The sequence below is a fragment of the Kocuria soli genome (genome assembly GCF_003797835.1).
Lineage (GTDB): Bacteria > Actinomycetota > Actinomycetes > Actinomycetales > Micrococcaceae > Kocuria > Kocuria soli.
In genome coordinates, this window is sequence record NZ_RKMF01000014.1 from 1 (window position 1) to 19278 (window position 19278).

Sequence of the window (19278 nt, forward strand, 5' to 3'; positions counted from 1 at the left end):
GACCAGGGGCGCTGAGCGGGGAGCAAGGGCTGGATCGTCTCCCATTGGGTATCGGACAACACGCTTCGCCGGCTCATTGACCTACCGTCACCCCCGCGTCCTCACGAACTTAGGAGACACGCGCTAGACGATGCGTGTCACGTTCCAGCCTGGGCAGCAGATACGTCAGGACGGATGTCACCGGTCAGACTGCCCTCAGCACTGTTCTGCGCGGCCTCGGTCAAGGCACCTATCCAACGCGTGATCTTGACTTTGGCCACAACCTGCGAGAATCCAGCCCCCATGCCCAGTGCGCTGATTCGTCTCCCGACAACGTCAACCATGATCTCGGCTGGCACAGTCCGCGCTTGCGGTGACGTTGCCGACATCCCGAGCGCCAGAAACTTGGCTGCCTCAAGGCTCCACGCTCCCGGATGGGAACCCAGAATCCGCAACAGGTCGAGGTCCTGCGTCTTCCTGTAACCCGGGTTCTCTTCATCAATGACGTAGACGGCACCTGTCCACCGGCCACAGGGGTTGGCTTCCAGAATCAAGAGGTCCTGGTGCAGCTCGTCCAAAGCAGCGCCACGTCGGATGGACTCCGGCAGCGCACCCAGGAACGACGGCACAGGATTCTCTGAGTTCCGGGACATGCGCGACCTCCAAATCGATCGAAACATCAGTCGTATGCCGTGTCCCGAGGAGACACCTTGTCACACGTTGATTGGTTGCATTGCAGCCCGTCGCGTGCCGATTCCATTGAGGTCGGCCAGGTTTAATCCGGCCGCATCATCCCGTCGGTGTCTCCACGCTCTTCGAGATCGGCAAGTGGATCAGCGTGGGGCCTTCTGCTTCCAGGGCTTCCAGGACGCGGGTGGCGAGGTCGTCGGTGGTGGCCGAAACGCCACAGGCCCCGAAAGCCTTCGCCAGCGCAACCCAGTCCGGCTGCCGCAGGTCGACCGCCAGAGGATCAATCTGACGGTCTTCCATATTGGCCCTAATTTCTCCATAGCCGCCGTTGTCCACGCACACGATGGGAAGGGTCAGTCCGAGTTCCACCGCGGTCATGAGCTCCTGAATGGAGAACATCAACGCCCCGTCGCCAACCAGAGACACGACGGGACGTTCCGGTGCTGCGAGCTTTGCCCCGATCGAGGCGGGCAGCCCATAGCCAAGTGTGGCGTATGTCCCCATGTAAAGCAGTGATTTGGGTAACTGCGCGCGGAAAAATGTGGTGGACCCCATGTACGTGACCTGGGACGAGTCCCCACCGATGATGGTGTCGTCCGGGACGGCGTTCATGATGGCTTCGTTGAGTTCAGCCAGCTCCGGCGCCCTCTGTCGGCCTTCCGCGTCCAGGCGAACGAAGACCTCGGACAGGTCCCGCGGTTCCCGTGGTGCCACGTCCCCAAGAGCCTCGATCAGCTGCGGAACGACGGCGGCCGAGTTGCCCGGCAGCTCGATCTCCGGGTCCACGTTGCACAGCATCTGATCCCGCATGATGTCCACGCGGATGATCGGGCCCGCGGGAGTGATGTCTCCACCCCAGAGCTCCGCGGCACCGACCTTGGACCCGATCACCAGCAGAGCATCCGACGCGCGTAGGAACTCGTGCGCGGTCGTGAGCCGCAGATCCGCGCCCAGGGACAACCGATGGCGTTCGGGGATCGCTCCCTTTCCGTTGGTGGTGGTGATGACCGGCGCTTCGAGTTTGACGGCCAATTCCAGCAGGTGTTCACCGGCGGCCAGGGACCCGCCACCGGCCAGGATCACCGGCCGTTCGGCCTCGGTGAGCACGTGCGCAGCCCGTACGACGTCGTCGACGGGCGCGGGTTGCGGGGCGCCCAACGGTCGGGGCGCGACCTGGCGGTCCGTGTACTCGAGCTCCGCTTCCAGGATGTCCAGCGGGATCTCGATGTGTACGGGTCGGGGACGGGAATGGGTGAAGTCCCGCATGGCGTCGTGGATCATCGTGATCGCCTCGGACCCGTTGGTCACCCTCCGCGAGCGCCCGACGATGGAGTTGACCGCACCCGACGGGTCTTTGGTCTCGTGCAGGTCGCCGATGTCGCGGAAGTCCTGTCCAAGTGGCCGCCCCGGAGAGAGCAGAATCATGGGTCGGGACTCCGCGTACGCCGTCGCCGCACCGGACAGAGAGTTGAGCAGCCCAGGACCCGACGTCGTGATCACCACCCCCGGAAGGCCGGAGATCAAGGACCATCCGTCCGCGCCGTACGCCGCCCCCTGTTCGTGCCGTGGCGTGATCGCGCGGATGCCAAGGTCACGCATGGGCCGGTAGAACTCGAGCGAATGGGTTCCCGGAATTCCGAACACCGTGTCGATCCCGTACCCGCGCAGGGCCTCCAAGACAGCCCGGCCGGTGGTGCGGTGCGCGGTCATGCTGTTGCCCCTTCGGATTCGTGGCCCGGATGCACCGACCGCACCGATTCGTGTCGACCACACCGGGTGTACGCGGTGTGCTCGCAACAGGCGGTGCGGTCGGCGGCACGGACAGCCAGGCTCATGGATCAGGCTTGGGCGGCGGTGGCCGGGTGTTCGCCGGCGTCCTCGGCTTCGGCCTCCGGCCCCGCGATGAACAGCAGCCGCTTGTTCACGAACTCGTCCATTCCCAGCGGGCCCAGTTCACGGCCGTAGCCGGAACGCTTGACACCCCCGAAGGGCATCTCCGCGGTCTCCGCCGACGGCGCGTTGACAGCGCTCATGCCCACCTCCAGCAGCTGCGCGATCGCCTCCGCTCGTTTGGGGTCGGTGCTGTGTACGGAACCTCCGAGCCCGAACGGGGTGTCGTTGGCCAACGCGAGGGCCTCCTCGTCCGACTCGACGCGGTAGACCACGATGACTGGTCCGAACAGTTCCTCCTTGTATGCCTGGGTCCCCTCGGCGACATCCGTCAGCACGGCCGGGCTGAAGAAGGCCTCCGGGCCGGAGGACAGCTCACCGCCGACGTGCAGGGTCGCGCCTTCCTCCACTGCCGTCTTGACCTGCTGATCCAACTTCTCCGCGGCAGCACGCGAGGACATCGGACCGTAGGTCTTCGGACGCTCGGCGGCAGGATCGGCCGGTTCGAGCTCCGAGGTCAGGCGGACCATTTCGGCCACGAAATCGTCATAGATTTCCCCGGAGACGATGATCCGCTTGTTGGAATTACACGCCTGCCCGGTGTTCTCGATCCGGGTGTCGAAGGCCAGCTGGGCGGACTCGGCCACGTTGTCGGTGTCCAGGACGACGAACGGGTCCGACCCACCCAGCTCCAGGACCACCTTCTTGAGGTTGCGCCCGGCGATTTCGGCCACCTTGGCACCGGCCCGCTCGGACCCGGTCAGAGACACACCTTGGATCCGCGGGTCACCGATGACCCTCTCGATCTGGTCATGACTGGCGAAGATGTTCTGATACACGCCTTCCGGCACGCCCGCTTCCCGCATGATGTCCTGGATGGCCAGAGCACACTGCGGAACGCTCTCGGCGTGCTTGAGCAGGATGACATTGCCGAGCATCAAGTTGGGGGCCGCGAACCGGGCCACCTGGTAGAACGGGTAATTCCACGGCATGATCCCCAGCAGGGCGCCGATCGGCCGAGACTGGATCACCGCCTTGCCCTCGATCGTCGACTTGATCGGCTGGTCGGCGGCCAGCGCGGGCCCCTGATCGGCGTAGTAACCGAAAATGTCCGCGCAGAACTCCGCCTCCCCGCGGGACTCGGCCAACGGCTTTCCCATCTCCTGGGTCGCAATGGCGGCCAGGTCGTCGGCCCGGTTCTTGAACAGTTCGGCCACGTGGGTGACGATCTCGGCCCTATCCTCGATCGGCATGGCCCGCCACGCGGCGAACCCTGCCTCGGCCTTCACCAGAGCCTCTTCGAGCTGCTCGTCGGTGACGGTGTCGTACTCGGCCGTGGTCTGGCCCGAGGCCGGGTTCACGGTCTTGTACTGCGTTCCGTTGCTCATCGTCGTCGCTCCTTTGCGTCGTCGTTCACGTGCTTGCCATGCTTCTAGTTGACTTCTTTGGCCGCAAGGCGTCTGTCCCACGCCTCCAGCACGGCGTCGTCAGTACGGCCGCTGGCAAGGGACACGACGACGTACACGACGGCCGAGACCCCCAACCCGATGTAGATCGGCGCGTTGGCCATGACCCCGAAGGCGAACATCCCGATGACCACACCCACGGATCCGGCGACCATCGACCACGCGGCTCCCAAGGCGTTGCCCCGCCGCCACACGAGTCCACCCAGGATCGCAACCAGCAGGCCACCCACCAAGATGTCGTAGGCGATGGTCAACGCCGTGACCACGTCGCTGACCAGGATCGATGCCAGCGTGACCAGCACGCCGAAAACCAGGAGATAGGCGCGGTCGCCGCGCAGCGACGGTCGGGACTCGTCACCGCCGCTGATCAAGGTCTTGATCAGCGGCACCACGTCCACCCGTGCCACGGTGGCCGACGCGATGAGCGCTCCGGAGGCTGTGGACATCATGGCGGCGACACCGGCGGCCAGGACCACACCGCCCAGCCCGGCCGGAACGTGCTCTTGGGCCATCATCGCGAACGCGTCGTCGGGACTCTCCAGCACGGGGAGAACAGCTGCGGCAGCTGTTCCAATCAGCGCCCCGGCCACGCCGTAGAGGCCGACGTACACGGATGCGCTCAACCCACCCCAGCGGGCCACCCCGGGTGATCTGGCGGTGAACACCCGCTGCCAGATGTCCTGACCGATCAACATCCCGAAGCCATAGACCACGAACATCGTGGCGATCGACTGCAGCCCCATGGAATCCACGGCGAAGAACGTGGCGTCCAGTCTTTCAGTCAGCCCGTACCACCCACCGGCCGCGCTCAGGGAGAAGGGGAGCAGGATCAAGAAGATCCCCACGGTCATGAACAGGAACTGCATCATGTCCGTCAGCGTGATGGACCACATCCCGCCCAGGACCGAGTAGGACACGACGATCAAGCCACCCAGCAGAATCGCACCGGTGCGGTCGATGGGGAACAGGACGGAGAAGATCGAGGCATACGCGGAGGTCGAGGTCACCGCGAGCATCAGCGTGTAGGCGAGCATCACGACGGACGAAACCCTCGAGGCGATGCCCTCCCCGTAGCGCAAACCGAGCATCTGGGAGACCGTGTAGATCTTGAGCCTGGTGAGTCGGCCGGCAAACACCACGCTGAGGATCAACAAGCCGATGGCGATGGCCAACACCAGCCACATTCCAGAGATGCCGTAGGTGTAGCCGAGTCCGATGCCGCCGACGGTCGACGCCCCACCCAGCACCACGGCCGACATGGTCCCCGTGTAGAAGAAGGGCCCCAACCGACGACCAGCCACGCGGTAGTCCTCGGTGGTCGACGCGCGGCGAGCAGCCCAGAGTCCTATGGCCACCATTGCGACCAGGTAGAGCACGATGATTGCGACGTTCATTGGGGACTCCCCCTCTTCCCTGCGGGTGCTCATCGAGCGGGCCGCCCCGCCAGTTGTCTGTCGCGAAACAAGAGTTTCGTACTAGTGTAATAACAGATGTGACCCATGACATAGAGATCCAGTCGGTTCGGTTCATCATCCGACGTCCGGCCGCAGGTCACAGAGGAGGTCGACTCGTGAAATCTCTGCCGGTGCACAGCGGTTCCGGGGACCCGAGGATCGGGGCGCGGCTGCGCAATCTCCGCCGTCGCAATCACATGACCGTGGAGCAGCTGGCCGCCGGGGCCGACTTGTCCAAAGGCTTCGTCTCGAGGGTCGAACGGGATCTGACCTCACCGTCCGTGGACGCCCTGGTGCGTCTGTGCCGGGTCCTACGGGTGGAGGTCGGTGACGTCTTCACGGCGGAGTCCGACGTCGACGTCGTGCGGTTGGCGGAGGCGCCCTTGGTGCGGCTGGGTGGGGAGGGCATCCGGGAGCAGCTGGTCACGCCGTCGGGTAATCGCAGCCTGCAACTCATCCGCGCGACCATTGCCCCGGGCGGGCGCAGCGAGGACGAGCTGTACAGCATGGACTGCCGGCACGAGGCCCTGCACGTGATCGCGGGCAGGTTCAGCCTGATCACCCCGGATCGGCGATTCGAACTGGAAGCGGGCGACACCGTGAGCTTCCCCGGGTCCGAACCTCACGGATGGGTCAACCCCGGAGAGACGGAGGCCGTGGTCCTGTGGGCCATGGCCACGTGAGAACAACCGACACCGCCCATGGAGCACAGCAGCCAGGCATGGAACTCAGCAGTCACGCGAGCAGGAGCAGGAAGATGATCACGGACAAGATGAGCACGGACAAGCAGTCACGGACACAGCCCGAACGCGTCATGGCGACCGGCCCGGACGGACGCCAACTCGTCGGCCCCGTCAACGCGGCCAAGACCCCCCGGTGGGCCGGGTTGGGAACTTTCGCCCGGCTTCCGCGGATCGACGAGGTGGAGCACGCGGACCTCGCCGTTGTGGGTATTCCGTTCGACGCGGGGGTTTCGTACCGCTCGGGTGCTCGATTCGGGCCGAATCACGTCCGAGAGTCCTCGCGACTGCTTCGTCCCTTCAACCCTGCCCAGAGCGCCTCCCCGTTCGCGTTGTGCCAGGTCGCGGACGCGGGGGACCTGGTGGCCAATCCGTTCGACATTTCCGAAGCCATCGACGCCATTGCCACCGACGCCTCCGAACTCATTGGCGCGGGCACCAAGCTGGTGAGCATCGGTGGGGACCACACCATCGCCCTCCCCCTGCTGCGCGCGGCCCACAGGGCCCACGGGCCCGTGGCCCTGCTGCACTTCGACGCACACCTGGACACCTGGGACACCTACTTCGGCGCCGAATACACCCACGGCACCCCGTTCCGCCGGGCACACGAAGAAGGCCTGATCGACCCCGACGCCGTCATGCACGTGGGCACCCGTGGCCCGCTCTACGGCACCCAGGACCTCAACGACGACGAACGGTTCGGCTTCGGCATCGTGTCTTCCGCTGACGTCATGCGCCGCGGAGTGGATTCCGTGGTGGCAGTCCTCCGTGACAAGGTGGGTGACCGCCCGCTGTACGTCTCCCTGGACATCGACGTCCTCGACCCGGCACACGCGCCCGGCACGGGAACCCCGGAGGCCGGGGGCATGACCAGCCGGGAAACGCTGGAGATCCTGCGCGGGCTGCGCGGACTCAACATCGTCGGCTGCGACGTCGTGGAAGTCTCCCCCGCCTACGATCACGCGGAATTGACGGGTATCGCCGCCGCGCACGTGGTGTACGAGATGCTGACCCTGCTGGCTCTGGGCCCCGGTGCGGCACCGGGCTCACCGGCTTACGGGATCTCGGAGACCACGTACGGGGAGTCGGCGGAGCAGGACAAACCCGGTGGCCGGGTATGACCGCCTTCGCCAAGCGGGCCGAAGAGTTCCGCCCGTCGCCCGTTCGCGCAGTATTCGAGACGGCCATGGACCCGTCCGTCGTGTCTCTGGCCGGCGGAAACCCTGACCTCTCACTACTGCCGGGAGGGTCGATCGGAACATTGGCCGCCACCCTGCTGGCGGACCGAGGCCCTGAAGTCCTGCAGTACGGATCCGGCGCAGGCACGGAGGCGTTCCGCGCGCTCGTCGTGAATCTCATGAGAAGCCGCGGTTCACAGGTCACCGAGGACCAGGTGCAGCCACTGGCGGGTTCCCAAGCCGGGCTGGACCTCGTGACCAAGCTGTACTGCAACCCCGGCGACGTGGTGCTCGCGGAAGGTCCGACGTACGTGGGCGCGCTGGGCGTGTTCGGCAGTTACGAGGTCGAGGTTCGTCACGTGGACATCGACGGTGAGGGTCTGAATCCCGACGACGTCGCGGCCGCCCTGGACACCTTGGCGCGCGAGGGACGACGTGTCCCGTTCCTCTACACCGTGCCGACGTTCCAGAACCCCACCGGAGTGAGCCTGTCCACCGAGCGACGCCGCGCGCTGGTGGAGGTCTGCGCCGCGCGGGACGTGATGATCCTGGAGGACGATCCCTACGGTCTGCTTGCCTTCGACCGCGGTGCGGATCCCGCGCCCACTTTGCACTCGCTGGCCCCGGACCATGTGATCCACCTGGGCAGCGCGTCCAAGATCTTCTCCCCCGGTCTGCGTGTGGGGTGGGCGGTGGCACCCGGGCCAGTCCGTGCGCGGATGCAGATTGCAGCCGAAGCGGTGCTGATCCACCCGTCGATGCTCTCCCAGGAGTTGGCGGTCGCCTGGCTGGGCTCACCCGAATGGCCCGACGTCCTGGATCGCACCGTCGCGCTGTACGCCGAACGAGCCGCTGCGGTCACAGGCGCACTGGCCGAGCACCTGGGTGACCGCGCCGAATGGACCGATCCAACCGGTGGTTTCTTCACCTGGGTTCGCATGCCGGGAGCGGGCCTGACGGACGTGCTGGGACGAGGTATCCGGGAAGGTGTGGTCATCGTCCCGGGAGCGGCGTGCTACGCCGACGGTCGATCCTCCGACGCCGTACGAGTTGCTTTCTCCGGCGTGACACCCGACCGGGCCAAGGAAGGCATTCGCCGCCTGGCCTCGGCTGTTCGGCCTGCCTGAACCATCCACATCGGTGTCACGGGCCACTGCATGCCTAGAGGCTCCCGTGTCAGACCTCCACGTCCCACAGATGGTGCTCGGCCTCGTGAACCTTGAACTGGCACAGCGACCCCAGGGTGAAGCTCACGCCGTCACCCCGGTGGCCCGGACGTTGCCAGTCGTCGGCGCCCACTGCCTTGAGTTCAGCCACCGCACGTTGCGTGGCCTCAGCAATCTCCCGGGACACGACGAGCGGATCCGAGGCCCAGGTGCGCTGCTCGACGGCAGCGGCGTCGCCGTCGTAGTTCGCGAACTCCGGGTCATCCTCCGAAAGAATCGCCTCGACGCGATCCGCCAGCAACTGCAGCAGATCACGGACGTGACAGGCGTATTCCACGGGTGACCAAACGAGCGGATCGGGGCGCATTGAGACGTCGTCGCCCTCCAGGACGCCCTCCCAGCGCAGGGCAGCATCGCTCAGACGCGCAGCGGTCTCTCGCGGCTCGAAGGGCTGCCAACCGCACTGTTCACACCCCTTGTCCAACACGGCAACCCAGTTCTTGGTGTCGGCGGGCACGGGCTGGGGTTCTTGGGTCTCTGACATGACTGCCTCCTCCGTGCTGGTGGTTTCTCACCACGCTATGCGTGCCGTTGCCGGTGCGCACGACGCACGAACTCCGAGTGCAACGTGAGGTCATGCGTGAGCTCGGGATGGAAGGACATGCCGATCACCTGATCGGTGGCCACCGCGACGACGGCGCCCGCCCCCTGCGGAGAGCTCCCGCGACGTGCGATCACCCGGACATCGCCACCCACGGCCGTCACCTCCGGGGCCCGGATGAAGGCGGCATCGACCTTACCGAAGGCGGTGCTGACCTCTTCCCTGGACGAATCGACCTGCCGTCCGAACGCGTTGCGCCGGACGGTGACGGGGAGAACTCCCAACGACGTCTGACCGGGCGCGGGGTCCTCGATGCGTTCGGCCAGCAGGATCAGCCCGGCGCACGTGGCCAGGACTGGCACCCCGGAGGTGATCAGTTCCGCGAGCGGGTCCCGCATCCTGAAGCGCCTGAGCAGTCGGTCCATCGTGGAGGACTCACCCCCGGGAAGAACCACGCCGTGCCATGGGCCAGAAGACAGTGCCGCCGCAGACCGCACGGGTACTGGTTCGGCACCCAGCTCACGCAACATCTCCACGTGTTCGGCGACACCGCCCTGCAGGGCCAGGACAGCTATGCGCGGCACCCCGGTGATGCCCGGGTTCACCACCCGCGTTCTGCGAGCCGGTGCGGCGCGGGGAGGTCCGCCACGTTGATGCCCACCATGGCGTCCCCCAGTCCACGGGAGGCTGCGGTCACAGCGGCCGGGTCGTCGTACTGCGCCGTGGCGGCCACGATCGCCTCGGCCCGCTGGGCGGGGTTGCCGGACTTGAAGATCCCGGAGCCCACGAACACCCCATCAGCCCCGAGCTGCATCATCATGGCCGCATCGGCCGGGGTTGCCACGCCACCCGCGGTGAACAGGACCACGGGGAGCTTTCCGGTCTCCGCGACCTCCCGGACGATCTCGTACGGGGCCTGCAACTCCTTGGCGGCCACGAACAGTTCGTCGGGGTTGGAGCGCAACGTGGCCTGCAGATCGGCGATCTGTTTCCGGATGGTTCGGATGTGCTTGGTGGCTTCCGAGACGTCGCCCGTTCCCGCCTCGCCCTTGGAGCGAATCATCGCCGCACCTTCGGCAAGCCGCCGCAGGGCTTCCCCGAGATTGGTCGCCCCGCACACGAACGGCACGGTGAAGGAGTGCTTGTCGATGTGGTTGACGTAGTCCGCGGGGCTGAGGACCTCGGACTCGTCGATGTAGTCCACTCCCAGCTCTTGCAGGATCTGGGCCTCCACGAAGTGCCCGATCCTCGCCTTAGCCATGACAGGAATGGACACGGCCTCGACGATCCCGTCGATCAGGTCGGGGTCGGACATGCGGGCCACCCCGCCCTGCGCTCGGATGTCCGCGGGGACCCGGTCCAATGCCATGACGGCGACGGCGCCCGCATCTTCCGCGATCTTGGCCTGCTCGGCCGTGACCACGTCCATGATCACCCCGCCCTTGAGCATCTCGGCCAGGCCGCGCTTGACGAGGGGAGATCCGGTGGTTGCTGTGGAATCAGTCATGACGATCATGCTCGCCCGGTGACTGGTTCAGCTCAAGATCCACTTGAGGCCTCCTTGAATGGACCAGTGAGCGGATTGCGACCACACTGGGAACATGACAGCGCGCGCAGCCACGGACGTGAGCCTGACCTTGGACCGCACCGACCACCGCTCGTTGCCGGTCCAGGTGGCCGACGCACTCCGCGCGCAGATCACCTCGGGTGTTCTGGCACCCGGAGAGTCGGTGCCGTCCACCCGTCACCTCTCCGAACGTCTCGGCATTTCCCGTGGCACGGTCGTCACCGCCTACGACCAGCTCCTGGGCGAGGGCTACCTGCAAGCCTCGCAAGGGCAACCGACCGTGGTGCACCCGGCACTGAACAAGATTCATCCCCGGTTCTCGGGGCAGCCGAAGTCAGCGGGAACACAAAACAGCTTTCGGAACACCGACGGCGCAACCGCCCTCACCGATACAGACACCCAGTCCCTCGTCGACCTGCGGCCCGGGCAACCCGATTCCAGCCGTGTGGCGGGGCCCGCCTGGCGAGCCGCCTGGCGTCACGCAGCCGCCCAACCCACGGACCTCTCCCCCGCACCGATCGGTCTTGATCTCTTGCGTGAGGCAGTAGCCGAACACCTGCGTTTGATGCGCGCGCTGCCGGTGCCGGCGTCGTCGCTGGTGGTCACGGCGGGTGCGCGGGAAGGACTGACCCTCCTGTTGGCGGCCACGGCACGACGCAACGGACGGGCCCAGTTGCGCGTGGGCCTGGAAGCTCCCGGGCACCCGGGGCTTCGGGAGGTGCCGAGCACGCACGGTCACACGGTGGTGCCCTGCCCAGTGGACCGGAACGGCCTACGAGTGGACCAGTTGCCCACGGGCCGCAATGCCCCCGACGTCCTGGTGGTCACCCCGAGCCATCAGTACCCTCTGGGAGGGTCGCTCACCTTGGAACGGCGACTCGAACTCCTGGACTGGGCACACCGCTGGGACGTCCTGCTGGTCGAGGACGATTTCGATTCAGAGTTGCGGTACGTCGGATCACCGCTGCCCACGTTGTCCGCCCTCGACGCCTTGGGTGAGCAGGTTGCGCTGCTTGGCACCTTTTCCACGCTGCTCACGCCGTCCTTGGCCACGGGGTACGTGACAGCACCGGAAAATTTGCTCCCGGCGGTGCGGCACATCCGTGAAACCCTCGGCGTCCCGGTGGCTGCGATCACCCAGTTCGCGCTCGCTCACCTTTTGTCCTCGGGGCAGGTCCGGCGGCACACTCAACGCATGCGCACCGAGTACCGACGACGCCGGGACGCTGTGCAGGCGGTGTTTTCGGAGGCCACGCACGCCCAACTTGTCCCGATGCACGGGGGTATCGACGCCGTGATTCACACGGATCGACCGGAACAGGACGTCATCGCGGCCTGCCGGGAACGCGGCTTGGTGGTCGGTGGCCAGTCCGAGTACTGGACCTGGGGCGACGGCAAGGTATCACCGACTGGGGATCGTGGACACGGGGTGGTTGTCGGGTTTGCCCGCCCGGACGACAGCGATTTCCAACGGGTATTGCCCGTCTTACTGGAGGTTTGTGATCGACCGGAGTGACACGGGAACAAGAAGCTGCCGGGCCTCGAACGGTTGCCGTGCCGGTCTGGGCCTGGAATCAACTTTTCGGTGACCACCCACGGCGGTTCTCACTCGCCAAGACGGGTGTACGCGCGATATTTTGCACTCTGACCGCACAACCGCAAATCGATGAACGGACAGCAACATCATGCAGGACCTGATGACCCATCGGTTGATTCTGCATCCCCTGACCGAGGCCGAAGCCACGGCCGTCATCCGCGCGGGCGTCCGCAGCCCCGGCTACCCGTCAGCGGCGAACATCGAAGCCGCCGCAGATTTCCTGACGATCCACCGCTTCCGGGGCAACCCTCACCCGTTCGGCACTTACGAAATCCGGCTGCGGGACTCGGGTCGACCCGTGGGCACCGCCGGGTTCAACCGACCCCTGGACGAGGACGGCATGACCACCATCCGGTACGAGGTCGCCGAATCGGCACAAGGCCTGGGTTACGCGACCGAAGCCGCCCGGGCCCTGCTCAAGATCGCCCACCTCAAGGGTGCCCGCATGATCCGCGGCAGCGCCCACCGGGACAACGTGGCTTCCCAGAAGGTCATGGAAGGCGCCGGCATGGTCTTCTCCTTCGCGGATGACCACGAACGGTTCTACTCCACGGATTGGGAGAACCAGTCGGAGGCCCCTTCCGCGGAGAGCCTCGGGTCTGCGACACCAGGCATCGGGACGGGGGCTGCCGTCAGCACTCGACCACGTTCACGCCAACGCTGACGGCCAGACCGCCGCGCGCGGTCTCCTTGTACTTCTCGGACATGTCGGCACCCGTCGCGCGCATGGTCTCGATCACCTGATCCAGGCTGACGTGCGTGGGCCCGTCCTCGAACAGGGCCATCCGCGCCGCGTTGACCGCCGTCACGGCAGCGATCGCGTTGCGTTCGATGCACGGCACCTGCACCAACCCGCCCACCGGGTCGCAGGTCAGTCCCAGGTGATGCTCCATGGCGATTTCCGCGGCGTTCTCCACCTGCTCGGGGGTCCCGCCCATGACCTGAGCCAGTCCCGCGGCGGCCATCGACGACGCCGACCCCACCTCACCCTGGCACCCCACCTCTGCACCCGAGATCGAGGCCTTCTCCTTGATGAGGGCTCCGATGGCACCGGCCGCCAGCAGGTAGTCCGCCACGATCTCGGCGCGCGGTCGCGCCTCGGGCCCGCGGGCCGCGGCGGTGTAGTGGGTGGCGTAGAACAGGACGGCCGGCACGATCCCCGCTGCCCCGTTGGTCGGCGCGGTGACGATCCGCCCGCCGGACGCGTTCTCCTCGTTGACCGTGAGCGCCACCAGGTTGACCCATTCGACCCAGTACTGGGAGTCGAAGGTGGTGTCCATGGCCTTGAGCCTGGCGTACCACTCCGGTGCCCGTCGTCGCACCGCAAGACCCCCGGGGAGGCAACCGGAACGGCGCAGGTTCGAGTTCTTGGACTCCTCCATCACCGCGGCGATTTCCGCCAGCCCGTCCAGCACCTCCCGCTCCGGACGCCGTGCACACTCGTTGGCCAGGGCGAGTTCGGCCACGGTCAGGTCGTTCTCCGCGCAGAGCCGCAAGAGGTCGGTGGCCTCTGAGTACGGGTACGGCACCGCGACGTGGTCGGAATCGGCCATGGGATCGGCCCCCTCCACCGGATCCACGACGACGAACCCGCCCCCGCAGGAATAGGCCGTACGTTCCCCGATCACCTTGCCGTCACCGTCGAAGGCCCTGAACCACATGCCGTTCGGGTGGTACGGCAGCAGCGTCAGCGGTCGCTGCACGATGTCGCCTTCGTGGAAGTCCAACCGGAGCGGTTCCGTGACGCCCTCCACCGCCGAGGCCAGCTGCAAGGGTTCACCCGCCTCCAACGCTTCGCGCCGCCGGTCGACGGTCTCGGGGGAGATCAGCTCCGGCCGGTACCCCTCGAGCCCCAGGAGCACAGCGGTGAACGTGCCGTGTCCCTTGCCCGTGGAGGACAGCGAACCGTAGAGGTCGACCCCCACCGTGGCCACGCGCTCCAGCAACCCGTCCCCGACCAGATCGGTGACGAAATCGGCTGCAGCGCGCATGGGGCCCACCGTGTGAGAGGAGGACGGCCCCACGCCGATGCTGAAGAGATCGAAGACACTGACGACCACCCGTTTCCGCCTGTCTCAGTCCTCGTCGTCCTGAGCCGCCGCGTACTCCTCGGGGGTGAGCAGCTCCCCTTCGGACTCCACCTCGACCGTGAACAGCCAGGCCTGGCCGTAGGGGTCGGAATTGAGCATCGCGGGGTCATCGACGACGGCGTCGTTGGCCTCCACCACGGTTCCGGTGACGGGTGAATAGATCTCGGAGACGGACTTGGTGGACTCGACCTCGCCGCAGACCTCCCCCGCGGTCACCGTGGTTCCGGCCTCCGGGAGGTCCACGTAGACGACGTCGCCCAGGGCGTCCACCGCGATCTGGGAGAGACCCACCTTGGCGGGCGTGGACGAGTCCACCCATTCGTGTTCGGCGGAGTAGCGGTAGTCCTTGTTGACCTTGTCAATGGCGCTCATCGTGGGTTCCTCTCGGTTCTGACCTGGGGTGATGGTGGGTGGATGGTGCGGATGGGGTGCGTCGGGTGGGCCCACCGGTGCCCGATGCGGCTCAGCGTGCTCTCTTGTAGAACGGGAGCTCGACCACGCGGAACGCCGTGGGCTTGCCGCGCAGATCGACCTCGAGCTCCGTCCCCGGTTCCGTGAGGTCCGGGGACACGAAGGCCAGGGCGATCGCGTGACCAAGGGTCGGGCTGGGCGCACCGGAGGTCACCTCACCCACGGGTTCACCGTTGTGGAGCACCGTGTACCCGGGGCGGGCAGCACGCTTGGTGTCATTGGCCAGGCCCACCAACTTGCGAGCCGGCCCGTTCTCCTTGATCTGCGCGAGCGCGTCCCGGCCCACGAACGCCTCCTTGGACTTCAGCGCCACGACCATGCCGAGTCCCGCGCTGTAGGGGTCGATCTGCTCGGAGAGTTCGTGCCCGTGCAGCGGCATCCCCGCCTCCAGGCGGAGCGAGTCGCGCGAGGCCAGACCGCAGGGGACCAGTCCGTGTGCCTGGCCAGCTGATTCCAGCACAGTCCACAGCCGCTCGGCGGCGCCGTCGTCGTCCTGGGCGTCCACGTAGATCTCGAAACCGTCCTCCCCCGTGTACCCGGTGCGGGCGAACTTGACCGGCAGCTCTCCGGAGGGGGTGTTCACCACGACGTCAACGATCGCGTAGTACCGCAGGGACGTGACGGCATCCGTGCTCTCGGGAGCAACGACCTCCAACAGGATCGCCTCCGACGCGGGGCCTTGGACCGCGATCAGCGCGGTAGCGGCGGTACGGTCCTCGATCGTCACGTCGAAGACCTCACCGTCGAACCCCGTGGTCCGTTCACGCAGGGCGGCGAGCGCAGCGGGGGTGTTGGCCGCGTTGGGCACCACCAGGAAGTCGTCGGCCCCGAGTCGGTAGGTGATGAGGTCATCGATCACCCCGCCCTGTTCGTTGCACAGCAGTGAGTACTTGGCCTTGCCGACCTCGATCGCGGACAGTCGCCCGACCAGGGCGTGGTCCAGGAAGGCCCCGGCATCGGGACCGGTCACGGAGATCTCACCCATGTGGGAGAGGTCGAAGATGCCCGCGGATTCCCGGACCGCCTTGTGTTCGGCCACGTCCGACCCGTAACGCAAGGGCATCCACCAGCCGCCGAAATCGGTGAAGGAGGCACCCAGGCGTTCGTGGACCGCGGTGAGCGGGGTGGGCTTCGATTCCTCGGTGTTCATCACTCGGTCTCCTGGGCGGTCGTGGCGGTCGTGGTCGCGTCGGCGAAGGCCTCCGGGGGCGGGCAGGAGCACACCAGGTTGCGGTCACCGTGGGCGCCGTCGATGCGTCCGACGGGTGGGAAGTACTTGTCCACCCGCAGCGCCGACAGGGGGAACGCAGCCTGTTCGCGGCTGTAGGTCCGGTCCCATTCGTCAGCCACCAGGACGGCGGCCGTGTGCGGGGCGTTGCGGAGAACGGAGTCCTCCGCCGTGATCTTGCCCTGGGCGACCTCCTCGATCTCTGCCCGGATCGCGATCATGGTGTCCACGAACCGGTCGAGTTCGGCCAGGTCCTCGGACTCCGTGGGCTCCACCATCAGTGTGCCGCTCACGGGAAAGGACTCCGTGGGTGCGTGGAAGCCGTAGTCGATCAGACGCTTGGAGACGTCGGCCACCGCGATGCCCGAACGCGCCGTGAGCTTGCGGAAGTCCAGGATGCATTCGTGGGCCACCAGCCCGTCCTCCCCCGTGTAGAGCACCGGGAAGTGTTCGTTGAGCCGCTTGGCCAGGTAATTCGCGTTCAGCAGCGCCACCGACGACGCCCGGGTCAGGCCCTCCGCACCCATCAGGGCCAGGTACGCCCAGGAGATCGGCAGCACGCCGGTGGAGCCCCAGCGGGTGCTCGTGACGGGGAGACCCTTGCCGAGAGACTCGGCGTCCTTCGGGGGTTCGGCGTCGTTCGTGGACCCACCCACGGTGGGTCGGCCCGGGTCCCCGGCCAGCGGGTCACCGGGCAGGAAGGGCACCAGGTGCTCGGCCACGGCCACCGGTCCGACGCCGGGTCCGCCGCCACCGTGCGGGATGCAGAAGGTCTTGTGCAGGTTCAGGTGGGAGACGTCCCCGCCGAACCGGCCCGGACGTGCGAGTCCCACCATGGCGTTGAGATTGGCCCCGTCCACGTAGACCTGGCCGCCCGCGGCGTGCACCGTGTCGCACACGGCCCTGACCTCGGACTCGAAGACCCCGTGGGTCGAGGGGTAGGTGATCATGATGGCGGCCACCCGACCCTCGTTCTCCGCGATGGCCTTGTGCAGGTCGGCACTGTCGATCGTGCCGTTCTCAGCGGTCTTGACCACCCGCACCCTGAGCCCGGCGAGCACTGCGGACGCCGCGTTGGTGCCGTGCGCGGAGGCGGGGATCAGGCAGATGTCACGCTGTTCGTCACCGCGGGAGATGTGCCAGCGGCGGATCGCCAGCAGGCCCGCCAACTCGCCCTGGGAACCGGCGTTGGGCTGGACGGAGACCTTCGCGTAGCCCGTGATCTCGGCCAGCCGCTCCTCCAGGTCCGTGACCAGGTACTGCCACCCCTGCATGCGTTCGGCCGGTGAGTACGGGTGGACGTCCGCGAACTCCGGCCAGGTGATCGCCGCCATCTCCACGGCAGCGTTGAGCTTCATGGTGCACGAGCCCAAGGGGATCATGGTGCGGTCCAGGGCCAGGTCCCGGTCGGCCAGCCGCCGCAGCCAGCGCATCATCCGGGTTTCGGAGCGGTACGCGTGGAAGTTCTCGTGGGTGAGGAAGTCGCTGCTTCGCCGCAGGTTCTCGGGCAGGTCCGGTTCCCGGAGTTCCGAGCTGGGGGCCTTCGCGCCGAACACCTCGGCCACGGCGGCAATGTCGGCGGCCGTCGTGCGTTCGTCCGTGGAGACACCCACGTGGTCGGCATCGACGCGCCGCAGGTCGATCCCCCGGTCTGCGGCGGCGGCCAGGATGTCGTCCGCCCGGCCGGGCACTCGTGCCACGACCGTGTCGAAGAACTGCTCGACCACCAGCTCCACTCCGGCCTCGGTCAGAGCAGCCGCCAGGTTGACCGCGTGTCCGTGGACGCGCTTGGCGATCGCCGTCAGTCCTTCCGGGCCGTGGTAGGCCGCGTAGCAGGCAGCCACTTCCGCCAGGAGCGCCTGGGCGGTGCAGATGTTGGAGGTCGCCTTCTCACGGCGGATGTGCTGTTCGCGGGTCTGCAGGGCCAGACGGTAGGCGGGGCGACCGGCGTCGTCGTGACTCACGCCCACCAGGCGGCCGGGCATGGAACGTTGCAGACCTTCGGAGACCGCCATGAACGCGGCGTGGGGGCCACCGGCGAACAGCGGCACACCGAATCGCTGGGACGTGCCCACGGAGATGTCGGCACCCAGGTCCCCGGGGGCGGCCACCAGGGTCAGCGCCAGGAGGTCGGCGACCACGGTGACCATCGCGTTCCGCTCATGCGCCGCACCGATCAGCCCGGACCAGTCGTGCAGCCGCCCGGAGGAACCGGACTGCTGGAGAATCACACCGGCCACCGGCTCGTCGATCTCGGGCAGGCCCTCGGTCAGGTCCAGGATGCGCAGGTCCAGGCCGACGGCGCGGGCACGGCCGGGAAGCAGCGCGAGTGACTGCGGGAACAGGTCCTGGTCCACCAGGATCACGCCGTTCTTGGCCTTGCGGTTGGCGCGGCTCATCAGCAGCGCGGCCTCGGCCACGGCGGACGCCTCGTCCAGCAGGGAAGCGTTGGCGATCGGCAGGCCCGTGAGGCCCTGGACCATCGTCTGGAACGTCAGCAGCAGCTCGAGGCGGCCCTGCGAGATCTCCGGCTGGTACGGGGTGTAGGCGGTGTACCAGGCCGGGCTCTCCAGCAGGTTGCGGGCGATCGCGGGCGGGGTGATCGTTCCGTAGAAGCCCTGGCCGATCATCGGGGTGCCGGGGTCGTTTTGGTCGGCGATCTTACGAAGCTCGGCAAGAACCTCCGCCTCCGTGAGTGCGTCGGGAAGCTCCAGCTCCTGGTCCTGCCTGATGCTGGCGGGAATCGCCCGGTCAACCAAATCGGCCAGGGAATCCACGCCCACGGTGCTCAGCAGGCGCTCGTACTCGGCGCCCCGGGGACCGATGTGCCGGTCCACGAAAGCGTGCGCATCCTGCCCCACGGGGCGGGCGGGTGCTTCTGACGAACTCATACGGGACTCCCTCGTTCGTGGGGCCTCGCGCGAGCCCCATCCGGATCCTCCCCGCTCTGTCATGGAACCTGAGAGATTCAACGGGAAACTTCCCGTTTGCCCCGTCGGTGACGGCGTCCGCTCCATCAGGACCGGCCCGTACTTTCCAGAGTTGCCGAGCGTCCCGGTGCGGGTGCCTGAGAGTTTCCCGGGGAGGGATTGCTCCTACGGCGCCCCACGCAGTTTCCGCGGGGTCTCTCCCGGGAACGCTCGTCGGCATGTTCGTTTATG

Annotated in this window: 16 protein-coding genes and 2 riboswitches; of the genes, 5 read left to right on the top strand and 11 right to left on the bottom strand. The window is 67.0% G+C overall.

Annotated features, from left to right (window positions below; translation table 11 throughout):
- Positions 1-137: 137 nt before the first annotated feature.
- The 4 genes from EDL96_RS10625 to EDL96_RS10640 form a co-directional block, all read right to left on the bottom strand.
- Positions 138-608, bottom strand: a complete 471-nt coding sequence (locus tag EDL96_RS10625; RefSeq protein ID WP_123825950.1) for a hypothetical protein — start codon at positions 606-608, stop codon at positions 138-140.
- A 160-nt stretch (positions 609-768) separates the two neighbouring features.
- The gene (locus EDL96_RS10630) at positions 769-2379 is read right to left on the bottom strand and encodes a thiamine pyrophosphate-binding protein (protein ID WP_123825952.1); all 1611 of its coding nucleotides are present in this window, start codon (positions 2377-2379) and stop codon (positions 769-771) included.
- Positions 2380-2507: 128 nt separating this feature from the next.
- On the bottom strand, positions 2508-3947 hold the full coding sequence (locus EDL96_RS10635) for an NAD-dependent succinate-semialdehyde dehydrogenase (RefSeq protein ID WP_123825954.1): 1440 nt from the start codon (positions 3945-3947) through the stop codon (positions 2508-2510).
- A 44-nt stretch (positions 3948-3991) separates the two neighbouring features.
- Complete coding sequence (locus tag EDL96_RS10640) at positions 3992-5419, bottom strand: sodium:solute symporter (RefSeq protein WP_123825956.1); 1428 nt, start codon at positions 5417-5419, stop codon at positions 3992-3994.
- Positions 5420-5595: 176 nt separating this feature from the next.
- On the opposite strand from EDL96_RS10640, the gene EDL96_RS10645 reads away from it, so the two are divergent.
- From EDL96_RS10645 to EDL96_RS10655, 3 genes are all read left to right on the top strand, one after another.
- Positions 5596-6162, top strand: coding sequence for a helix-turn-helix domain-containing protein (locus EDL96_RS10645; RefSeq protein WP_123825958.1), 567 nt, complete (start codon positions 5596-5598; stop codon positions 6160-6162).
- Positions 6163-6293: 131 nt separating this feature from the next.
- A complete protein-coding gene (gene speB / locus EDL96_RS10650) occupies positions 6294-7340 on the top strand; it encodes an agmatinase (RefSeq protein ID WP_123826114.1) in 1047 nt (348 codons plus the stop codon).
- Entirely contained in the window at positions 7337-8524 is a 1188-nt protein-coding gene (locus EDL96_RS10655) for an aminotransferase-like domain-containing protein (protein ID WP_123825960.1), read from the top strand. Before speB ends, EDL96_RS10655 begins: the two co-directional genes overlap by 4 nt.
- Before the next feature lie 49 nt (positions 8525-8573).
- Here the strand turns inward: EDL96_RS10655 and EDL96_RS10660 are convergent, their stop codons facing one another.
- Genes EDL96_RS10660 through pdxS form a run of 3 tightly spaced genes read right to left on the bottom strand, consistent with a single transcriptional unit; the run spans position 8574 to position 10671 of the window.
- Positions 8574-9107, bottom strand: a complete 534-nt coding sequence (locus EDL96_RS10660; protein WP_123825962.1) for a DinB family protein — start codon at positions 9105-9107, stop codon at positions 8574-8576.
- Positions 9108-9142: 35 nt separating this feature from the next.
- Positions 9143-9769 (bottom strand): pyridoxal 5'-phosphate synthase glutaminase subunit PdxT, encoded by a 627-nt coding sequence (pdxT, locus tag EDL96_RS10665; RefSeq protein WP_233568845.1) that lies wholly within the window; start codon positions 9767-9769, stop codon positions 9143-9145.
- Positions 9766-10671 (bottom strand): pyridoxal 5'-phosphate synthase lyase subunit PdxS, encoded by a 906-nt coding sequence (gene pdxS, locus EDL96_RS10670; protein ID WP_123825964.1) that lies wholly within the window; start codon positions 10669-10671, stop codon positions 9766-9768. Before pdxS ends, pdxT begins: the two co-directional genes overlap by 4 nt.
- A 94-nt stretch (positions 10672-10765) precedes the next feature.
- Here pdxS and pdxR point away from each other — a divergent pair, with 94 nt between their 5' ends.
- The gene (pdxR, locus tag EDL96_RS10675) at positions 10766-12247 is read left to right on the top strand and encodes a MocR-like pyridoxine biosynthesis transcription factor PdxR (RefSeq protein ID WP_123825966.1); all 1482 of its coding nucleotides are present in this window, start codon (positions 10766-10768) and stop codon (positions 12245-12247) included.
- A 169-nt stretch (positions 12248-12416) separates the two neighbouring features.
- Positions 12417-12992: a GNAT family N-acetyltransferase gene (locus EDL96_RS10680; RefSeq protein WP_123825968.1), complete on the top strand. Its 576-nt coding sequence runs from the start codon at positions 12417-12419 to the stop codon at positions 12990-12992.
- Here EDL96_RS10680 and EDL96_RS10685 read toward each other — a convergent pair.
- The 4 genes from EDL96_RS10685 to gcvP all read right to left on the bottom strand — a co-directional run bounded on the left by EDL96_RS10685 (position 12961) and on the right by gcvP (position 19008).
- Complete coding sequence (locus EDL96_RS10685; RefSeq protein ID WP_123825970.1) at positions 12961-14388, bottom strand: L-serine ammonia-lyase; 1428 nt, start codon at positions 14386-14388, stop codon at positions 12961-12963. The genes EDL96_RS10680 and EDL96_RS10685 overlap by 32 nt on opposite strands.
- Before the next feature lie 15 nt (positions 14389-14403).
- A complete protein-coding gene (gene gcvH / locus EDL96_RS10690) occupies positions 14404-14790 on the bottom strand; it encodes a glycine cleavage system protein GcvH (protein ID WP_167739460.1) in 387 nt (128 codons plus the stop codon).
- Between the two features lie 91 nt (positions 14791-14881).
- On the bottom strand, positions 14882-16039 hold the full coding sequence (gene gcvT / locus EDL96_RS10695) for a glycine cleavage system aminomethyltransferase GcvT (RefSeq protein ID WP_123825972.1): 1158 nt from the start codon (positions 16037-16039) through the stop codon (positions 14882-14884).
- A complete protein-coding gene (gcvP, locus tag EDL96_RS10700; protein ID WP_123825974.1) occupies positions 16039-19008 on the bottom strand; it encodes an aminomethyl-transferring glycine dehydrogenase in 2970 nt (989 codons plus the stop codon). Before gcvP ends, gcvT begins: the two co-directional genes overlap by 1 nt.
- Before the next feature lie 46 nt (positions 19009-19054).
- Positions 19055-19162: riboswitch (glycine riboswitch) on the bottom strand.
- Positions 19163-19261: riboswitch (glycine riboswitch) on the bottom strand.
- Between the last annotated feature and the right edge of the window lie 17 nt (positions 19262-19278).